The sequence below is a fragment of the Mycobacterium sp. H4Y genome (genome assembly GCF_000364405.1).
GTDB lineage: Bacteria > Actinomycetota > Actinomycetes > Mycobacteriales > Mycobacteriaceae > Mycobacterium > Mycobacterium intracellulare.
Genome location: NZ_AKIG01000001.1, coordinates 2,074,175 through 2,092,031, shown reverse-complemented (window position 1 = coordinate 2,092,031; position 17,857 = coordinate 2,074,175). Strand labels below are relative to the sequence as shown.

Here is a 17,857-nt window from a genome sequence, read left to right as displayed (position 1 = left end):
ACGCGCTTTGTGCGCCGGCGGGGTTTGCTTGGCGCCGCCCGTCGTTCTCCCCGGGGCGGTCACCGGGGAACGCTCGCAACGGTCGCAGTTCGTCGAAACATGCTGTGAATCAACCGCATAACGGAGCATGTCCCCGTCGGAGCGCCGGGGAATCGTGTTCCTGCGATTTGGACGACGAGCGGGCCCGCGCGGCCATGGCGCTCCGAGACCGGTTCATGAGGAATCGCTGTTGCGCCGCAAGGCAATTCGACTAGTGAGCCGCCGGATCGCGTAGGCGGCGACGCCGACGCCCAGCACCGCCACCCCGGACAGCACCGACCACCGCGGCATCGCGAAAGCCAGCACCACGCATCCGAGCAATCCGACCACCGGGACGACCCGGGGCGGTCGGCCCTCGTCGCGCCCGAGGGTGAACGCCGAGGCATTGGCGACGGCGTAGTAGATCAGCACGGCGAACGAGGAAAACCCGATGGCGTCGCGCAGGTCGGTGGTGGCGGCCAGGACCGCGACCACGACGCCGATCAGCAGTTCGGCGCGGTGGGGCACCCGGGTTCGCGGGTGCACGGCGGCCAGCGGGTGGGGCAGATGGCGGTCGCGCGCCATGGCCAAGGTGGTGCGCGAGACGCCGAGAATCAATGCCAGCAGCGAGCCCACCGCCGCGACCGCCGCGGCCGCCTGAACCAGGGGAACCAGCGGGCCCGCGCCCGCCGCGCCGGCCGTTTCGGCCAGCGGCGCGGCGCTCCGGGCCAGCCGGGTCGGCCCCAGCACGGACAGGGCCGCGATCGCCACCAGGGCATAGACGGCCAGGGCGATGGTCAGTGCCAGCGGTATCGCCCGCGGAATGGTGCGGGCCGGGTCGCGCACCTCCTCGCCCAGGGTCGCGATGCGCGCGTATCCGGCGAAGGCGAAAAACAACAGTCCGGCGGCCTGCACCACACCGCCGGCGGTCGCGCCCTGCAGGCGGAACGGATCGAAGCCGGGCCGTCCCGATCCGAGCGCGGCGACGATCACCGCGGCCAGCACGGCCAGCACCAGCGCGACGATGATGCGGGTCAGCCAGGCCGACTTCTGCACTCCCGCATAGTTCACCGCGGTCAGCGCGACCACCACCGCCACGGCCACCGCGTGTGCCTGCGCGGGCCAGACGTAGGCGCCGACGGTCAGGGCCATCGCCGCGCACGAGGCGGTCTTGCCGACGACGAAGCCCCACCCCGCCAGGTAGCCCCAGAACTCGCCCAGCCGCTGTTGGCCGTAGACGTAGGTGCCGCCCGAGGCGGGATAGCGCGCGGCCAGCCGCGCGGAGGACGTGGCGTTGCAGTAGGCCACCACCGCCGCGAGCGCCAGGCCCAGCAGCAGTCCCGAACCGGCGGCGCGGGCCGCCGGGCCCAGCGCGGCGAAAATCCCCGCGCCGATCATCGAACCCAGCCCGATCACCACCGCGTCGAAGACTCCCAGGCTTCGGCGAAGCTCGCCCCCGCCGGATGGCGCGCTCATCCGAGTGGGTTGTTCTGGCGCACTCCGCGATACATGCCCCAGCGCACGAACCACGGCATCACCACGCGTTCGACCGACCAGGACGGGAAGCGGAAGGCGTGCCCGGTGGGCAGGAAGACCTCCAGGCCGTTGGGCTGGATGCCGACCAACGAGCCCCAGCGCCGCGTCGGCGCGCGATAGGTGCGCAGCGGGCGGCCCGCGAACTGGGCGAGGACGTTTCGCGCCACCAGGGCGTCGCCGCGATTGCGGGCGGAGCTGCGCAGGGGGTCGGTGGCGGCGACGTCGCCGAGCGCGAAGACGCCCCGCTGACCGGGCACCCGCAGGTCCGGCGTGACGCACACAAACCCGCGCTCGTCGAGCAATTCCGGTGGCAGCCAACCGGTGTTGGGCCGCACCCGCCCGACCGCCCAGAGCACGGCGTCGGCGTCCGCCGGGGGTTGTCCGGTGCTCCAGCGCACCGGTTCGTCGGTGAGTTCGTCGCCGGCGAAGCCTTCGCCGATCACCGCGCGGTGGCCGGGGTGCACGCCGACGCCCAGCTCGCTCAGCCGGGCGCGGATCCGCTGCCAAGTCCGCGGGTGATACTCCTGAAGGGCGGACTCGCGGGGGAAGTACAGGTCGATTCGCTTGTCCGGCCAGGTGGTCGCCATGTTGAGGGCGCTGCTGACGGCCGCCGCGCCGCCGCCCACCACGATCACCGACTCGGCGGCGGCCAGCCGGTCGTGCGCGGCGCGCAGCCCCGCGCCGATCTCGGCGGCGGACTGCAACGTCGGCTGGCGCCAGAACCCGTTGCTGACCCCGGTCGAGATGACCAGCGCGTCGTAGGGTTCGGCGATCGTCGCGCCGTCTTGGCCCCGGCCGAAGACGATGCGGGCGCGCAGGTCCACCCCGGTCAGCGTCGCCTGCACCGTGCGGACGCGATCCAGGCGGCGAAACCGGTCGAACGGGATCCAGTAATCGCGGGCCCAATCGTGCGGGCGGGACAGCCGGACGCCGAGTTCCTGGCCGCTGACCAGCGCGGGTTTGGTCGAGATCCCGACGACGTCGGCGTGCCGCGACAGCCGGATCGCCGCGAGGACGCCCGCGTCCCCGAGTCCCGCGACGACGACGCGCTTTCGGTTCATGGCGCTATCCTGCCCTGCGTGCGGTGTGGACGAACGCCGACGAGCCGATAGCGGGGGAGGCCACATCAGTTGGACGCTCTTCTGCGCGCCCTCGTGCGGGCCTCGGCGCCTCGTCCCGCCGCGGCACAGCGCGCCGCCAAGGACTTCGAGAAGGGTTTGTTCCCGGCGGTTGTCGCCGAGATCCGGTGGGCGTTCACGCCGCCGCGCACCTGGCTGATGGGGGTGGTGGCCAACGTGATCGTCGCCGCCGCCTGGCTGCTGGTGCAGCCGCTGACCCCGGTGGGACGTCACCACGATTGGGTGATCCTGGTGGGCACCTACTTCTCGTCGTGGGTCCTCGCCGACGTGACCACCACCAACTTCCTGGGCGCGGATCATTACCGCATCGTTCGGGGCCTGTCCGCGGGGGTGCCGTTCGGGCGAATCCTGTTGATCAAGAACCTCGCCCTGCTCGCGATCGTCGGGTTGCCCACCCTGGCCGCCGCGACGGTGTTGACGCTGTGGCTCGAAACGCCTGCGCGCCTGGGCATTACGATCCCCACCGTGGCGGTTCCCATCGTGTCGTGGCTGGGCGTGGGAAACCTCATCTCGGTGCTGCACCCGGTCAGCGTCGAGCCGCTGGTCCGGCGCTGGCGCCAGCGCGGCGATCTGCGCCGCACGCGCAGCTGGCTGCTGGCGCTCGCGCTGCCGTACGCGCTGTACTACGTGGCCGACCCGATGAACGGTGTGGAGCACCGGGTGCTGTGGCAGCAGGTGCCCGCCCTGATCTGGCCGGTGTTCGGGCGCGACACCAAGAGCCTTGTCCACGTTGCCATCGCGGTCACCGTGTGGGTCGCGTGCAGCGTCGCCGCGCTCGGATGGGTGCGCCGGCGCGGGCTGCAGGTCAGGTGAGCTGCGGCTTGATCTCTTCGATGACCCACTGCGCGTAGTCGAGGTATTCGTCGACGCCGCCGACGGCCGGAACGGGGACCGCGGTCATCGTCACGCCCTGCTCGGCGAGCCAGCCCAACCGGTCGACGATCTGCGCCGCGCTCATGCCCGGCCGATCGCTTGCGTCGCGGCGCGCGACGTGTCCTTCGCCGACCCGGTTGGTGCCCAGCCCGTGCATCACCTCGAAAGGCCGCCCGTCATAGGAGGGTTGGGACTTGATGTAGTCCAGCTTTTCGGCGATCTGCTCGGGCTTGGTTAGGAACGGCCACCAGCCCGAACCAAAGGTGGCGGCCCTGCGCAACGCGGCGTCGGCGTCGCCGCCGATCCAGATCGGGAGATGAGGTTTTTGAACGGGTTTCGGCTCGAAGGCGATGTCGGCGAACGACACGTAGCGTCCTTCGAATGTCGGCGCGTCACTGGTCCACAGTTCGACGATGGCCGCCAGGTACTCGTCGGCGATCCGCCCGCGTTCCGCGAACGGCACGCCCACGAGCTCGAACTCCCGTGCCAGCCATCCGACGCCGAACGTGACCATCATCCGGCCGCCGCTCATCCAGTCGGCGGTGGCAAGCGCTTTGGCCAGCACGATCGGATGCTGCAGCGGCAGGATGGTGATGCAGGAATTGACGGCGACCCGTTCGGTGGCGCCGGCGATGAAGGCCTGGGCCACCGTCGAATGCAGGTAGTGCGGCCCGGACAACTCGACGTGGTCGGTGGGGATGATGAGATGTTCGGGCACCGCGATCATGTCGTAGCCCCACTGGTCGGCGCAGCGCATCATGCGCCGCTGTTCGGGGCCCGTGACGGTCGCTTCCCAGGGTTGCGAAATCGCCTTGAGGCGCAGCATGTGCGGAACGGGGAAGGAGAATTTCACGGGCGTCCCAGCCAGCGGTCCATGTCCCCCAATCTAGGGTGCGTGTTGTTAACCTGGCCACGTGGACTCCGAAACGGACCCTGCCAGCAAAAAGCCGACGAACGCGGCATTGGCCGCGACCAGTCGCGCGTTGCTGTGCATGATGTCCTACGAGGAGGAGATCTCCGGCTACGACCTCAAGAAGTGGATCGACTGGAGCGTCGATCTGTACTACTGGAGCCCGTCCTACAGCCAGATCTATACGGAGCTGAAGAAGCTGGAGGGCTTGGGGCTGGTCACGTCGCGCGTCGAGCGGGACGAGGGCACCCGCACCCGCCGGCTCTACAAGATCACCGAAGCCGGCATGGCGGCCGCAATCGAGTGGGTCAACGACGCGCCGGTGGACCCGCCGGTGCTCAAACACAGTGTGCTGCTTCGGGTTACGTTCGGTCACCTCACCAATCCGGCCCGGCTCAAGGAACTGCTCCAAGAACACGTGGCGTTCGCCGACGCCCGCCACCGCAAGGCGGTGGAGGATGCCGACGGCGCCGAGGGCGAACCCGCATGGGCGTATTCGGTGATCGCGTTGCGCTGGGCGGCCAAGTATTACGCCGCCGAGCGTGAGTTCGCGCTCGAGCTCATGAAGGACATCGACGAGGCCGACGCCGTCCTGAAGAAGGCCGAGAAGGGCGGGTTCGGCAAGCCGCGCCCCACGCCGGGGTATTGGCGCGAAATCGAGAAGCAGGTCCAGGCGAAGCGCGACGCCGACTAGTCGTTCGGAGACCATTTCCGTCGGCAGTCACCGGTTTCGCCGGTACGGCCGGCCCTCCCGCCTCCCGCAAATGCTTTTCGGATAACGGAAACGTATATTGAAATCCCTTGTGTCACTGTGGTTTCAGGGGTCTCAAAGCGGGGATTCTTGTCGGTGGTGCCCGATAGTTTGGCGGTGTGAGTCCAAGTAGTCAGGCTGAGGTCGACGCGGTGTTCGCCGCGCTCGATGCCGATTTGGACCGTGCCTGCGCGTTGTCGTTGGAGGCGTTGAGCATTCAGCAGCAGCTGGCGGTGTTGGAGCGCTGCGAACGGTTGCGCCGGCGGCTGCCGGTGATCGAGCATCCGGTGATCAATTCGCTGTTCCGCCAGGCCCCTACCCAAGAACTCGGTGCCGCGCTGCCCCGGGCATTGTCTGACCGCCTGCTGATCCGCCACGCCGAAGCCTCCCGGCGCATCAAAGAAGCCCATGACCTGGGACCGCGCCACGGGCTGACCGGTGAACCGATCCCCCCTGTGCTGGCCGCGACCGCGGCCGCCCAACGCGACGGCAGGCTGGGGGCCGGTCAGGTGGCGGTGATCCGCAGCTTCTACCACCAACTGCCCGGATGGGTCGATGGTGCCACTCGCGAGCAGGCCGAGGCCCGCCTGGCCGAACTGGGCACCCAATTTCCTCCTGAGCACCTGCGCGAGTTGGCCCGCACGATGACCAACGCGCTCAACCCCGATGGCACCTTCACCGACGACGACCGCGCCCGCAAACGCGGGGTCACCCTGGGCAACCAACAAGCCGATGGCATGTCAGCGCTGACGGGACTGATCACCCCCGAGCTGCGCGCCACCCTCGAAGCCGTGGAAGCCAAACTCGGCGCGCCGGGCATGTGCAACCCACTCGACGAGACGTCGTGTGTGGACGGTGCGCCCAGCCAAGCCGCCATCGACGCGGACTCGCGCTCGGCCGCCCAACGCACCCACGACGCCCTGCTGGCCGCGCTGCGCGGGCTGTTGGCTTCCGGGGAGTTGGGTCAGCACAACGGGCTACCGGCCTCCATCATCGTCACCACCACACTGCAAGAGTTGGAGGCCGCCGCCGGGCGCGCCCTGACCGGCGGGGGCACCATCCTGCCCATGAGTGAGGTGATCCGCCTGGCCCGCCACGCGCATCACTACCTGGCCATCTTCGATAAGGGCAAAGCGCTGGCGTTGTATCACACCAAGCGGCTGGCCTCCCCAGGGCAACGAATCGTGTTGTACGCCAAGGACCGCGGCTGCACCGCCCCGGGCTGCACCGTCTCGGGCTACTACTGCGAGGTGCATCACGTCACCGACTACGCCACCTGCCACACCACCGACATCAACGACCTCACCTTCGCCTGCGGCCCACACCACCGCATGCTCCAACCCGGCGGCTGGCTGACCCGCAAGGACGCCAAGGGCGACACCGAATGGATACCACCACCACACTTCGACCGTGGACAACCCCGCACCAACACCTACCACCGCCCCGAAAAACTGCTCCGCGACGGCGACGAGGATGAAGAAGCCGACAATCCGGGGGCGGCATAACACTTCGCGATCGCCGCTAGGTCCGATGGCGCCGACCCGCTTCGCCCGGCTGCGCCGCGCTCGCGATCGCCGCTAGATCCGATGGCGCCGACCCGCCTCGCCCGGCTGCGCCGCGCTCGCGATCGCCGCGTCCTGGGCCGCGATGTAGCCGTACACCAGACCCTGCGCAATCGTCGCGCCCGCACCCGGATACGTCGTGCCGAACGCGTTCGCGGCGGTGTTGCCGATCGCGTACAACCCGGCGATCACCCCGCCGTCCTCACGCAGCACCCGCGCCCGCTCGTCGGTCCTGAGCCCACCGCAGGTGCCCAGATCGGACAGCACCACCTTCACGGCGTAGAAGGGGCCGTTGACCAACGGACGCAGATTCGGGTTCGGCTTGACCGTCGGGTCGCCGTAATAACGGTCGTACGCGCTGCGGCCGCGGCCGAAGTCGGGATCCTCGCCTGCGGCGGCGTTGTGGTTGAACCGCGTCATCGTCTCGAAGAACGCCGACACCGGTACACCGATCCGCGCGCCCAGATCGGTGAGATTATCGGCGCGGGCCGCAATGCCGGCGTCATACCAGGCCTGCGGGACGCGCATGCGCGGGAACAGTTCGGCGCCAAAGACATAACTGTTGCGGTATTGCTGGTCGAAGATGATCCACATCGCCTCGACCGGGCTGCCGGATCGCTCCAGCTCGAGCACCCGCTGCCCGAACGACATGTAGTCGGTCGCTTCGTTGGCGAACCGGCGCCCGTGCTGGTCCACGATGAGGCAGCCCGGAAGCGACCGCTCGGCCAGCATCACCGCGGGCGCCTTGCCGGGCAACGGCGCGATGGCGGGGAACCACCACGCCTGATCCATCAGGTCGATGCCGGCGCCGAGTTCCTGGCCCGCCCGGATGCCGTCGCCGGTGTTGGCCGCGGCACCGAGGCTGAGATCGGCGCCCAACGACTCCGATTGGAATTTCCACCGCATGTCCATGCTGTGGTCGAAACCGCCGGTCGCCAGCACGACGCCGCGCCGGGCGGTAATCGTCACCTCGCGGCCGCCGTGATCGACGACGGCGCCCGTCACGCGCTCGCCGTCGCGGACGAGCCGCACGAGCGCGGTGTCGGTCCACACGGGGATCCCGGCGCGCAGCACACCGGTGAACAGCCCGGCCGCCAGGCCCTGACCGCCCGCCGCGTAGCGCCGGCCCACCATGCGGCCCGCCACGCCCTGCGCCAATCGCTTGCCGTACGTGGGAATGCCCTTGCGCGGCATCCGGGCGACCAGATTCATCCAGCGGTAGTCGGCGCCCGTCGTCGGCATCGGAACACTGACCTCCATCAGGCCGGGCTCCAGCCGGGTGCGGTACGCGCCGAGCAGCGAGGTGTCGAACGGACGGCATTCGCAGGTGCGCCCGGCCGCGCTGCCACCGGGCGCCTCGGGGTGGTAGTCGGAATAATCGCGGGCCCAGAACAGCCGCAGCGGCGTCATGCGGCGCAGCATGTCCACCGTCGCTGACACGTGCGCCAGGAACCCGGCCGACCGCTGCGCGGGCGCCGACCCGGCGACCACCGAGTCCAGGTAGGCGCCGGCGCTTTCGGCGCTGTCGCCGGCGCCGGCCTCGGCCAGCACCGGGCTGGCCGGCAGCCACAGCGCGCCGCCGGACCGGGCGGTCGAGCCGCCCACGTACGACGATTTCTCCACGATCAACGCCGACAACCCGGATTCGTGGGCGGCCAACGCCGCCGCCATGCCGGTGCCGGAGCCGACGACGAGCAGATCCACGGCGGTGTCGGCCACGGGAAGCCCGGCAGGGATCGTCGTGCTGCGCGTCGTCACGTTCGAAACGGTAGGCCGCGCAGGCGCGATACCGGAAGAGCCGTCCTGATGAGTGGAACAACCCGGCCCACACGCCGGCCCGGGGGAGTTGAATCGCGCCCATGACGTCGCAGACTGAGGCCGACGAAATTCGGTTGATAGAAGCGCAGGCGGCGCCGACGCGGTTCGCCCGCGGCTGGCACTGCCTGGGACTGATCCGGGACTTCGCCGACGGCAAACCTCACGCGATCAACGCCTTCGGACAGAAGCTCGTCGTGTTCCGCAGCGGTGACGGCAACATCAACGTGCTCGACAGCTATTGCCGGCACATGGGCGGCGACCTGTCCCAGGGCGAGGTGAAGGGCGACGAGATCGCCTGCCCGTTCCACGACTGGCGCTGGGGCGGCGACGGCCGCTGCAAGCAGGTGCCCTACAGCCGCCGCACCCCCAAACTGGCCCGCACACAAGCCTGGACGACGCTGCAGCAGGACGGCATGCTGTTCGTCTGGAACGACCCCGAGCGCAAACCGCCGCCACCGGACGTGACGATCCCGCGCATCGAGGGCGCCACCAGCGACCAGTGGACCGACTGGCATTGGTACACCACGGTCGTGGGAAGCAACTGCCGCGAAATCATCGACAACGTCGTGGATATGGCGCACTTCTTCTATATTCACGGCTCGTTGCCCACGTACTTCAAGAACATCTTCGAGGGGCACGTCGCCACGCAGTACATGAACGGCGGCAGCCGGCCGGACATGGGTGGCACCGGATCGCAGATGCTGGGGACGACGTCGGTGGCGTCCTACTACGGTCCCTCGTTCATGATCGACGACCTGACGTATCACTACGAGCATGGCGACGCCAACACGATCCTCATCAATTGCCACTATCCGATCGACGCGAATTCCTTTGTGCTGCAATACGGCATCATCGTGAAAAAGTCGGAGGTGATGCCCGACGACCAGGCGATGGAAACCGCGGTCACCCTCGGCGACTACGTCAAGCTCGGTTTCGAGCAGGACGTCGAGATCTGGCGGCATAAGGCGCGCATCGACAACCCGCTCCTGGTCGAGGAGGACGGGCCGGTGTATCAGCTGCGCCGCTGGTATCAGCAGTTTTACGTCGACGTCGCCGACGTGCAACCGGACATGGTGGATCGCTTCGAGTTCGAACTCGACACGACCCGGCCCTACGAGGCGTGGATGAAAGAGGTCGAGGCGAACCTGGCGGCGCGGTCCGCCGCGGCCGGCTCGGTGTGATGGCACTCGACTGGTCCGCCAGGACCGACAATCGACTGGTCGACACGCCCATGGCCCCGGTCACGTGCCGCGAGTGCGGTGCGCGGGTGCTGGCCCGCAAGAGCAGCTGGAACCAGACGAGTGTGCAGTGGAACGCCGATGCCGCGAAGCGCTGCATCGAGCGCCGTGAGGCCGAGCGCCTCGCCGGTCATCATCGCGGGCCGTTCCTGGTGTGTGCCGCGCTGCGGGACTCGATCCAGGCCGCCGTGGCCACAGGAGAATTGGCGGTCGTCGACCCCGTAATCTGATGACCGTGAATGGTGCATCACGCGTCGCCGTCGTGACAGGAGCCAGCCGCGGCGCCGGACGCGGTATCGCGGCCGCGCTCGCCGCCCGCGACTGGCGGGTGTATGGGACGAGCCGCACCATCAGCGACGCCCCACCCGGCGTCGTGGCCGTCCGTGTCGATCACGGGGACGACGACGCCGTCAAGGGCTTGTTCGACCGCGTGCAAGACGAGTGCGGCCGCCTCGACCTCCTGGTCAACAACGCCGCGGCCATCTCCGACGCGCTGGTCAGCCCAAAGCCCTTCTGGGAGAAGCCACTCGAGCTGGCCGATGTGCTCGATGTGGGATTGCGATCGTCCTACGTCGCGTCATGGTGCGCCGCGCCGCTGCTGGTCGCCGCCGGCCGCGGCCTGATCGCGTTCACGTCCTCGCCGGGGTCGGTGTGCTACATGCACGGTCCCGCGTACGGTGCGCAGAAGGCCGGCGTCGACAAGATGGTCGCGGACATGGCGGTGGATTTCCAGGGCACCGGGGTTGCCACTGTGTCGATCTGGATGGGCATCCTGCTGACCGAGAAGATGCGCGCCGCATTCAATTCGGATCCGGCCGGGCTCGCCGCGATGGCCGAGCATGCCGAAACCCCGGAGTTCACCGGGTATGTGCTCGATGCGCTGTTCGGTGATCCGCGACTGGCGGAGCTGAGCGGGCAGGCGCTGATCGGGGCGGAACTCGCGCAGGGCTACGGCATCACCGACGAGGGCGGCCGCCGCCCACCGTCGCACCGGGACATGCTCGGCTCGCCCCGGATGCCGAGCACCGTGGTGGTGCGCTAGCGATCGTCACGCACCGAAGACATCGAGTGCTCCGACGTACGCGCGGTTGGCCTTGACCCGCTCTGTCAAGCACCAGGATCCGTCGGGGCGGCGCCGCCACGTGTCGTGATAGTCGCCGATGGTGTAGAACCGGGTCGACGGGTCGGCCGTTGCCTTCAGGTGGACATCGCGGATGTAGGCGCGGCTCACTGCGGTATCTCCGGTGACGTCGATGATGACGTTGCCCAAGAAGTGTTGGGTGGGACCGCATTTGTCGAGGAACTCGCGAATCACGTCGATGATCGCCGTCCTTCCCTGCCGCCGCCCCGTCCCCAGATCACCCTCCGCGTCCTCGTCGAGGATCTCGGCCATCGCCGCCCAATCACGCTCGTCCATGGCGCGGGCGAACAGGTTCAGCGCGCGTTGCACGTCACGCTCGTCGCACAGCTCCTGCAATCGATCAGTAACCATGTCAGGCGTGCGCGCCGCCGTCGACGCGAATCTCCGTTCCGGTGACGAACGCGCCGTCGTCGGAAGCGACCATGGCGATCACCGCGGCGACCGCGCTTGCGTCGCCGAGGATTTCGCTGTCCGCACCGTGCAGCAGCGGAGTTTGCTTGGCCCACAGACCCAGGTCATAGCCGTCGGGCATCTTCTCGAGCGTGCTGTTGGCCAGCGCCGTTGAGATCCCGCCGGGCTGGATGTTCACCGCGCGCAGCCCCTGCTTGGAGTACTCCAGCGCCAGCGAATGGGTGAAACTCAAGATGCCGCCCTTGCTGGCGGCATACGCGGCCATGTAGGGGTGGGCGAACGACGCGGCGGTCGAGGTGAAGTTGACGACGACACCGCGGCCGGATTCGAGCAGCGCCGGCAGCGCCTGGCGCGTCATCAGGAAGGTGCCGGTCAGATTGACCGCCAGCGTCCGGTTCCAATCGGCGAGCGTGGTCTCGTGAGTGTGCGAACAGGTCTGCACGGCAGCGACATTGACGAGCACCTCGAGGCCGCCCAGGTCGGCCACCGCGGCATCGACGGCGGCAATGACCTCGTCCTCGACGGAGATATCGAGCACCGCGGTGGTCAGTCGCTTGGCGGTGCCGGCCTCGTCGGCGGCGGTCGCCGTGCGCGCCAACCCGTCCGCCGAGACGTCGTAGGCCACGACGGTGGCCCCCTCGTCGAGCAGCCGGGCCGCGGTGGCCTGTCCGATGCCGGAGCCGGCACCGGTGACGATAACCCGCCGATCGGCGAAACGATCCATGTTGCAAGGCCTTTCGGTCACGTCAGTTGGAAGGCGCTGATCGGGGCTTCCTCCGGATAGGTGGCCGGGCCGCCCAGGTCATAGGCGGCGTTGAGCGCGCTGATGAACGCCGGGTCGTGCAGCGGTTCGGCCGGGATGTCGAGGTCGATGCCCTTGCCCTTGAGGTCGTCGACCATGATGTCGATGGCCTTGCCGACGGTCAGGTCGTCGGAGCCGTCCATGTTCTTTTTCAGCTCGTCGAAGTCGGAGAACACTTCGGCCGACCAGTGCACCAGAAACCGTAGCTCGTCGGTGTGGTGGCGGGCTATCACGTCCTCGCCGTTTTTCAGCAGCCAATGCTCGCGGCTCGTCGGGTCGCCGGCGAACACGGTGTCGAACGCCAGTCCAGGCGGAATCTGTTGATCCAGTGGGCCATTCGCCTCACCGCGGTGCACCATCATCTCGTTTTGCACCACCACGCCGCGGTTGTTGATCGGGGGCAGGATGCGTTGGGGCGCCTTGAGCGGGCCGTGCGGCCAGTAGGTGAAGCCGCTGCCGGCATCCAGTGAGAACCAGGTGATGACCTGCGCCATCTTGATCAGATAGTCGCGGAACAGGCCGGATTTGCCCATGACGCTGGTCAACCAGGTCGGGGCGTTTTCGTGCCGCACACCGCGGAAGCTCGGCGAATCCAAGTGGCCGGGGTCGCGATTGGCGCAGGGTCCGTTGATGTTGAACAGCATCAACTGGGGCTTGGCGTATTCGGCGTTCCAGTATTCCTTGGCCATCTGCAGGAAGCGCTCGTTATAGAAACAGTCGTGTAGTTGCGGGTAGAGCACGGCGCCGTAGTTGGCGAGGTAGCCGCGGAACGTCGGGGTCAAAAACAGATCCAGCGACGGACTGAACCCCTCGGGGAACATGCCGCTCATCGTCGCCATCAACTCGTCGGCGGACGCGAAGTGCTGCGCGATGATCAGCTTCCACGGCCCTTCCGTGCGCACCACGTCGAGAAGGCGCTCGCGCTGGTCGTCGGTGTAGACGTTGTCGATCTCGCGGGGCGGCGCGGCCGGCCGCAACACGTCGGAAAGCTCCATCCGGCGCTCGTCGGTGAGCATCAGCGGTCTCCTTTGTCGGTTCAAGGTTGGTTGATTGTGCGCAGCATCACCGCGATGCGGTCGACGGCTGTCCGGTGATCGGGACGTCAAACCGAAGCGGATGGGCGAACTTGGCCCGCAGCAGCGCCCCGACCTCCGCGAGGGCCAGCCGGCCCCGCGCGGTGGCGTCGGAGCGCATCAGAAAGCCGTGGTACATCCCGGGATAGCGGGTGACCGTGGTCTGCACGTCGGCGTCGCGCAGCCGGGCCGCGTAGCGCTCACCCCAGTCGCGGATCGGGTCGCAACCCCCGGTGACCACGATCGCCGGCGGTAGGCCCGACAGGTCGGTCGCGTACGCCGGGACCAGATAGGGGTCCGTGGGCGCCCCGGCGTCGCCGTCGGCCAGCGCGTGCATGTACTCGATGTCGTCGCGGGCGAGCAGCGGTGCGTCGGGCATCGTCGCGATGGAGGGAACGGACATGTCGCGGTCCAAGCCCGGATAAAGCAACACCTGGGCGCAGATAGCCGGTCCGCGGCGGTCGCGCGCGGCCAGCGCGACCGCCGCCGCGAGCGAGCCACCGGCACTGTCGCCGATGACCGCGAGGCGCTCGGCGTCGACGCCGAGCTCGGCGGCGTTTCGATACACCCATTCAGTGGTGGCATAGGCGTCGTCGAACTGCGCGGGCGGCGGTGACTCCGGCGCCAGCCGATAGTCCACGGCCACGACGGCGGCCGCCGATGCCGCGGCGAGCTCACGCGCCAGCGGCTCGAACGAGCGGTTGGAGCCCATCACCAGTCCGCCGCCGTGAAAATAGACCAACACCGGGCCGTCGGAAGCCGTTATCGGACAATAAATCCGGACCGGCACGTCGCCGGCGGCACCGGGAACGAGCGCTTCGGTGATGCTGGCCATCTCGGGCATGTCCGGCGGCAGCGGTGCGGATTCGAGTCCCGCGCGCACCGCCGCCAAGCCCCGTTGCCGCATCGGTGCGACCTCACCGAATGAGGCGATCCGGGCGGCCGCGTCGGGGTCCAGTGCGTGCGAGGTCATGTCGGCGTCACCTCAGTGCGGTGCGGATTCGAACCGGGTCTCGGTTCGCAGTCGTGGGGGCTGTTGCGCGGCAAGCACATTGGCCCGCTCGGTCATCGCCGCGCCGACGCTCTCGGGATGGGTGTGCAGGTAGAAGTGCCCCTCGGCGCACTGCCGGAAGATCATCTCGGCGGCTTCCAGCGGATCCATGGACGCCGCCTTGATGCCGAGCATGGTCGAGCGGTGGGTTTCGGCGGCGGCGGCGTCGCCGGACGCGTCAACACCGCCCGCAGTCTCGAAGATGTTGGAGCGCACCGGCCCGGGCAGCACGGCCTGGACGTGAATGTGATCGTCGTGCCCGGTGGCCTGCACTTCGAGGTGCAGACATTCGGTCAGCGACAGCACCGCGTGCTTGCTCACGATGTAGGGCGCCTGCAACGGCATCGCCACCACCGCGCCCACCGATGCGATGTTCCACACCCATGCCTGCGCATCGGTGGCCATCATTTTCGGCAGAAAAGCCCGCACGCCGTAGAAAACGCCGCTGACGTTGATGTCCATGATGCGTTGCCAGTTGGCCACCGGTGTGTCCCACAGGTACCCGAACTGTTCGATGCCGGCGTTGTTCAGCAGCAGGCGCACCGGCCCGACGTCGCGGTAGGCACGGTCGGCGAGGTCCTGCACGTCATCGGGGTCTCGCACGTCGCAGACGACATCGTGTGCCACGCCGCCGGCCGCCGACAGCTTGTCGCGCAGCGCCGCCACGGCGCCCCCGTTCACGTCGGCCAGCACGACCGTCATGCCCAACCGGCTGGCATGCCGGGCCAGCCCGGCGCCGATACCGGACCCGGCGCCGGTGATGACCGCGACTCCGCCCCCGAAGGCTTCCCGAGCGTCCATGACTATGCGCCGGCGCCACTTTCGGCGTGCAGTTCCGAGAGCAGAACCGAGTTGGTGGCATCGAGGATCACGTCCATCTCGGTGAATTCCAGCCCGTTGGTGCCGCGCCGGACGCCGACGTTGACCACCCCGCTGGACACCGCGAACGGTACGAAGTTGGCGATCTGGTTGACGAAGATGTAGAAGCGGGCGCGGGTGACGTCCCCGTCTACACCGGTGCGGTGCACGTTGGTGGCGTGGTGGCGCAACGGGTACGGACTTTGCTTGCGATGCTCGGACAGCCATTCCATCACCGCGTCGCGGCTGTGGAGGTCCGGTGACATCAACTCTTCGAAAGGGCTTGCGCCCGAATCGCTTCGGGTCAGGTAGCGCACGTCCTCGGCGTAGCTGGCGGCCAGCTCGTCGTAATGGGCCTCGTCGTAGTGGTACCAGAAGGAGCCGATGAACTCCTGCAGTTCCGGCAGCGTGATGTCGTCGCTCATGGCGCCAGTCAACCCCGCGGTGGCCCGGGCGACACCGACGATGCCCGGTCAGTGGAACACGGCCTGGAATTCAGCCGGTGATCAGCTCCCACAGGGCTCCAGCGCTCGCGTGCATCGCCGCGTCGGTGACCCGCTCGTCCCAATACCGCACCGAGCCGAACTCCGAGCGCCACGCGAGCGCCGCGCGGGTGAACTCGTGCAACCGGTGCTCGCGGGTCGTGCCGATGGCACCGTGCACCTGGTGGGCGTTGCGCACCACCACTGAGGCGGCGTGCCCGGAGCACGAACGCGCTACGGCCACAAGGAATTCCAGATCAGGCGCCGACCATTGACCGATGACCCCGGCGTGCAGCGCGGCCTCGGTCGCCGCGCGGGCGAGCGCGGCCTCGGCGGCGATATCGGCGATCAGGTTCTGTACGGCCTGGAACTTGGCCAGGGGGCGACCGAACTGGACCCGCGCGGCCGCGTGGTCGACGCACAACCGCAGGATCCGATCCAGGGCGGCGCTGACTTGGATGGATCGCACCAGTGCGGCTTTCAGTCGCAGCTGGGTGAGCAGAGCCGCGGTGACCGGGACGCCCTGCACGCCCGCCGGCTCGACGGTCACCGTGTCGCGTGGCTCGCCGATCAGGTTGGCGCCCGGGGTGATCGTGAGCTGCTCGGCGGCGACGTCGGCGATCCGGTGTCCGCCCTCGGCGCGCCACACGACCACGATCCGGTCGGCGGAAGTGGCCCAGGGCACCGCCGTTGCGGTTCCCTGTTTGTCGAGCACGCACACGGTCCGAACCGCGTCGTCCGAGGGCATTTCGCTCGTTTCCAGGAGCCAGCACGCCAATAAATCGTGTTCGGCCAACGGGATTCGGACCCCGTGACGAGCCGCTCCGGCCAGGAGTTCGGCCGCTTCATACCAGCTTGCCCCGCTGCCGCCGCGCTCTTCCGGACCCGTCAAGCGCACCAGACCGAGCTCGTCGAGGTGCCGCCACAGGGCGGGGTCGCGCTCGACCGTCGCCGCGGGCGGGTGCTTGTCGCGGTAATCGGAGAACACCGCGTCCATCATCTCGACGAGGGCGCCGTCAACGGGGGGCCCGGCGCTCATCGGATGCCCAACCCGCGCGCGAGCACACCGCGCAACACCTCGTTGGTGCCGCCGCGCAGTGTGAAGCCGGGCCGCTGATCGACGGCCGCGCGCACCAGGTCCGAGAAGGCCGAGTCGGGGGCCTCCTGCAGATCGGCGAATTCCGCGATGTCGCCTTCGGTGGTGGTGCCCAGCAGCTTGACGACCGCGGCGGGCAGGTCCGCGGGTTCGTGCCGTTCCAGTGCGCCCGCCACCGCGGTGGACATCTGATGTAGGCCGGCGATGCGCGCCACCAGGCGCCCCAGATCGGGGTCGCGCGGGATGGCGTTTGACGCCATGCGGTCGGCGCAGGACTCCAACAACACGAACGTCGACAGGAACCGCTCGGGCCCGCTGCGTTCGAAGGCGAGCTCGGAGGTCACCTGTTGCCAGCCGTTGCCGATCTCACCGAAGACCATGGTGTCGGGGACGAAGGCCGATTCCAGGATCACCTCGTTGAAATGGTGGGCGCCGTTCATCGACACGATCGGCCGGATCTCGACGCCGGGGCCCCGCAGGTCGACGATGAACTGGCTCAGCCCGGCGTGCCGGTTCGCCGGGTCCACCGGTGCGGTGCGTGCGAGCGCGATGAACGCGTGCGCGAGGTGGGCGCCCGACGTCCACACTTTGGTGCCGGTGAGCGACCAGCCGCCGTCGACGCGGGCGGCGCGGGTGTGCACGCTGGCCAGATCGGAACCGGAGTCCGGCTCGCTCATCCCGATGCCGAAAAAGCATTCGCCGCGCACGATCCGGGGCAGGAACTCCGACTTCTGGTGCTCTGTACCGTATTTGAGTAGCGAGGGCACGATCTGGCGATCGGCGATCCAGTGCGCGGCCACGGGTGCGCCGGCGGCCAGGAGTTCCTCGGTGACGACGAACCGTTCCAGGAATGAGCGCCCGTGCCCGCCGTATTCGGTCGGCACGGTCATGCCCAGCCACCCGCGGGCCGCGAGGGCGGCGGTGAAAGTTTCGTCCCAGCCCGTCAGCCAGGCGTCGACCGACGGGGTGAACGCGCCCGCGGCCAGTTCGTCGGCGAGGAAATCGCGGACCTCGTTGCGCAACTCCTCGGTCGCCGCGGCGTCGACCGTGGCGGGCGGCACCAAACGGGGCGGAGGTGAGCTCATGTGGGCAACTGTA

At 68.6% G+C, this 17,857-nt stretch carries 18 protein-coding genes; 6 read left to right on the top strand and 12 right to left on the bottom strand.

Translation table 11 applies throughout. The features are described 5' to 3' along the window. Positions 1-213 precede the first annotated feature (213 nt). Complete coding sequence (locus W7U_RS09395; RefSeq protein ID WP_008257290.1) at positions 214-1,494, bottom strand: APC family permease; 1,281 nt, start codon at positions 1,492-1,494, stop codon at positions 214-216. Continuing rightward, positions 1,491-2,615, bottom strand: coding sequence for an FAD-dependent oxidoreductase (locus tag W7U_RS09390; RefSeq protein WP_008257288.1), 1,125 nt, complete (start codon positions 2,613-2,615; stop codon positions 1,491-1,493). Before W7U_RS09390 ends, W7U_RS09395 begins: the two co-directional genes overlap by 4 nt. Before the next feature lie 93 nt (positions 2,616-2,708). On the opposite strand from W7U_RS09390, the gene W7U_RS09385 reads away from it, so the two are divergent. Then, positions 2,709-3,506, top strand: coding sequence for a hypothetical protein (locus W7U_RS09385; protein ID WP_008257285.1), 798 nt, complete (start codon positions 2,709-2,711; stop codon positions 3,504-3,506). Here W7U_RS09385 and W7U_RS09380 read toward each other — a convergent pair. Continuing rightward, on the bottom strand, positions 3,499-4,419 hold the full coding sequence (locus W7U_RS09380; protein ID WP_008257284.1) for a TIGR03619 family F420-dependent LLM class oxidoreductase: 921 nt from the start codon (positions 4,417-4,419) through the stop codon (positions 3,499-3,501). The two genes, W7U_RS09385 and W7U_RS09380, sit on opposite strands and share 8 nt — an antisense overlap. Before the next feature lie 61 nt (positions 4,420-4,480). On the opposite strand from W7U_RS09380, the gene W7U_RS09375 reads away from it, so the two are divergent. Both W7U_RS09375 and W7U_RS09370 read left to right on the top strand, forming a co-directional pair. Beyond that, on the top strand, positions 4,481-5,170 hold the full coding sequence (locus tag W7U_RS09375; protein ID WP_008257282.1) for a PadR family transcriptional regulator: 690 nt from the start codon (positions 4,481-4,483) through the stop codon (positions 5,168-5,170). Between the two features lie 176 nt (positions 5,171-5,346). After that, positions 5,347-6,732: an HNH endonuclease signature motif containing protein gene (locus W7U_RS09370; protein WP_036428927.1), complete on the top strand. Its 1,386-nt coding sequence runs from the start codon at positions 5,347-5,349 to the stop codon at positions 6,730-6,732. Positions 6,733-6,804: 72 nt separating this feature from the next. On the opposite strand, the gene W7U_RS09365 is transcribed toward W7U_RS09370, so the two are convergent. Further along, positions 6,805-8,547, bottom strand: coding sequence for a 3-ketosteroid-delta-1-dehydrogenase (locus W7U_RS09365; RefSeq protein ID WP_081614491.1), 1,743 nt, complete (start codon positions 8,545-8,547; stop codon positions 6,805-6,807). Positions 8,548-8,648: 101 nt separating this feature from the next. On the opposite strand from W7U_RS09365, the gene W7U_RS09360 reads away from it, so the two are divergent. Genes W7U_RS09360 through W7U_RS09350 form a run of 3 tightly spaced genes read left to right on the top strand, consistent with a single transcriptional unit; the run spans position 8,649 to position 10,887 of the window. Continuing rightward, a complete protein-coding gene (locus W7U_RS09360; RefSeq protein ID WP_008257275.1) occupies positions 8,649-9,788 on the top strand; it encodes a Rieske 2Fe-2S domain-containing protein in 1,140 nt (379 codons plus the stop codon). Further along, positions 9,788-10,075 (top strand): hypothetical protein, encoded by a 288-nt coding sequence (locus W7U_RS09355; RefSeq protein WP_008257273.1) that lies wholly within the window; start codon positions 9,788-9,790, stop codon positions 10,073-10,075. Before W7U_RS09360 ends, W7U_RS09355 begins: the two co-directional genes overlap by 1 nt. Continuing rightward, positions 10,075-10,887 carry an SDR family NAD(P)-dependent oxidoreductase gene (locus tag W7U_RS09350; protein WP_008257272.1) on the top strand — a complete coding sequence of 271 codons (813 nt, stop codon included), beginning with the start codon at positions 10,075-10,077 and terminating at the stop codon, positions 10,885-10,887. Before W7U_RS09355 ends, W7U_RS09350 begins: the two co-directional genes overlap by 1 nt. 6 nt (positions 10,888-10,893) lie before the next feature. On the opposite strand, the gene W7U_RS09345 is transcribed toward W7U_RS09350, so the two are convergent. From W7U_RS09345 to W7U_RS09310, 8 genes are all read right to left on the bottom strand, one after another. Then, positions 10,894-11,322, bottom strand: coding sequence for a nuclear transport factor 2 family protein (locus W7U_RS09345; protein WP_008257271.1), 429 nt, complete (start codon positions 11,320-11,322; stop codon positions 10,894-10,896). 16 nt (positions 11,323-11,338) lie between these two features. Next, complete coding sequence (locus tag W7U_RS09340) at positions 11,339-12,121, bottom strand: SDR family oxidoreductase (RefSeq protein WP_008257268.1); 783 nt, start codon at positions 12,119-12,121, stop codon at positions 11,339-11,341. Between the two features lie 17 nt (positions 12,122-12,138). Beyond that, positions 12,139-13,215, bottom strand: a complete 1,077-nt coding sequence (locus tag W7U_RS09335; RefSeq protein WP_008257266.1) for a hypothetical protein — start codon at positions 13,213-13,215, stop codon at positions 12,139-12,141. Positions 13,216-13,261: 46 nt separating this feature from the next. Beyond that, positions 13,262-14,245 carry an alpha/beta hydrolase gene (locus W7U_RS09330; protein WP_008257264.1) on the bottom strand — a complete coding sequence of 328 codons (984 nt, stop codon included), beginning with the start codon at positions 14,243-14,245 and terminating at the stop codon, positions 13,262-13,264. Between the two features lie 12 nt (positions 14,246-14,257). After that, positions 14,258-15,124: an SDR family NAD(P)-dependent oxidoreductase gene (locus tag W7U_RS09325; protein ID WP_008257262.1), complete on the bottom strand. Its 867-nt coding sequence runs from the start codon at positions 15,122-15,124 to the stop codon at positions 14,258-14,260. Between the two features lie 2 nt (positions 15,125-15,126). Next, positions 15,127-15,606: a nuclear transport factor 2 family protein gene (locus W7U_RS09320; RefSeq protein ID WP_008257259.1), complete on the bottom strand. Its 480-nt coding sequence runs from the start codon at positions 15,604-15,606 to the stop codon at positions 15,127-15,129. A 70-nt stretch (positions 15,607-15,676) separates the two neighbouring features. Then, a complete protein-coding gene (locus W7U_RS09315; RefSeq protein WP_014711769.1) occupies positions 15,677-16,702 on the bottom strand; it encodes an acyl-CoA dehydrogenase family protein in 1,026 nt (341 codons plus the stop codon). Beyond that, on the bottom strand, positions 16,699-17,844 hold the full coding sequence (locus W7U_RS09310) for an acyl-CoA dehydrogenase family protein (protein WP_036428924.1): 1,146 nt from the start codon (positions 17,842-17,844) through the stop codon (positions 16,699-16,701). The genes W7U_RS09315 and W7U_RS09310 overlap by 4 nt, the downstream gene beginning before the upstream one ends. Positions 17,845-17,857 lie beyond the last annotated feature (13 nt).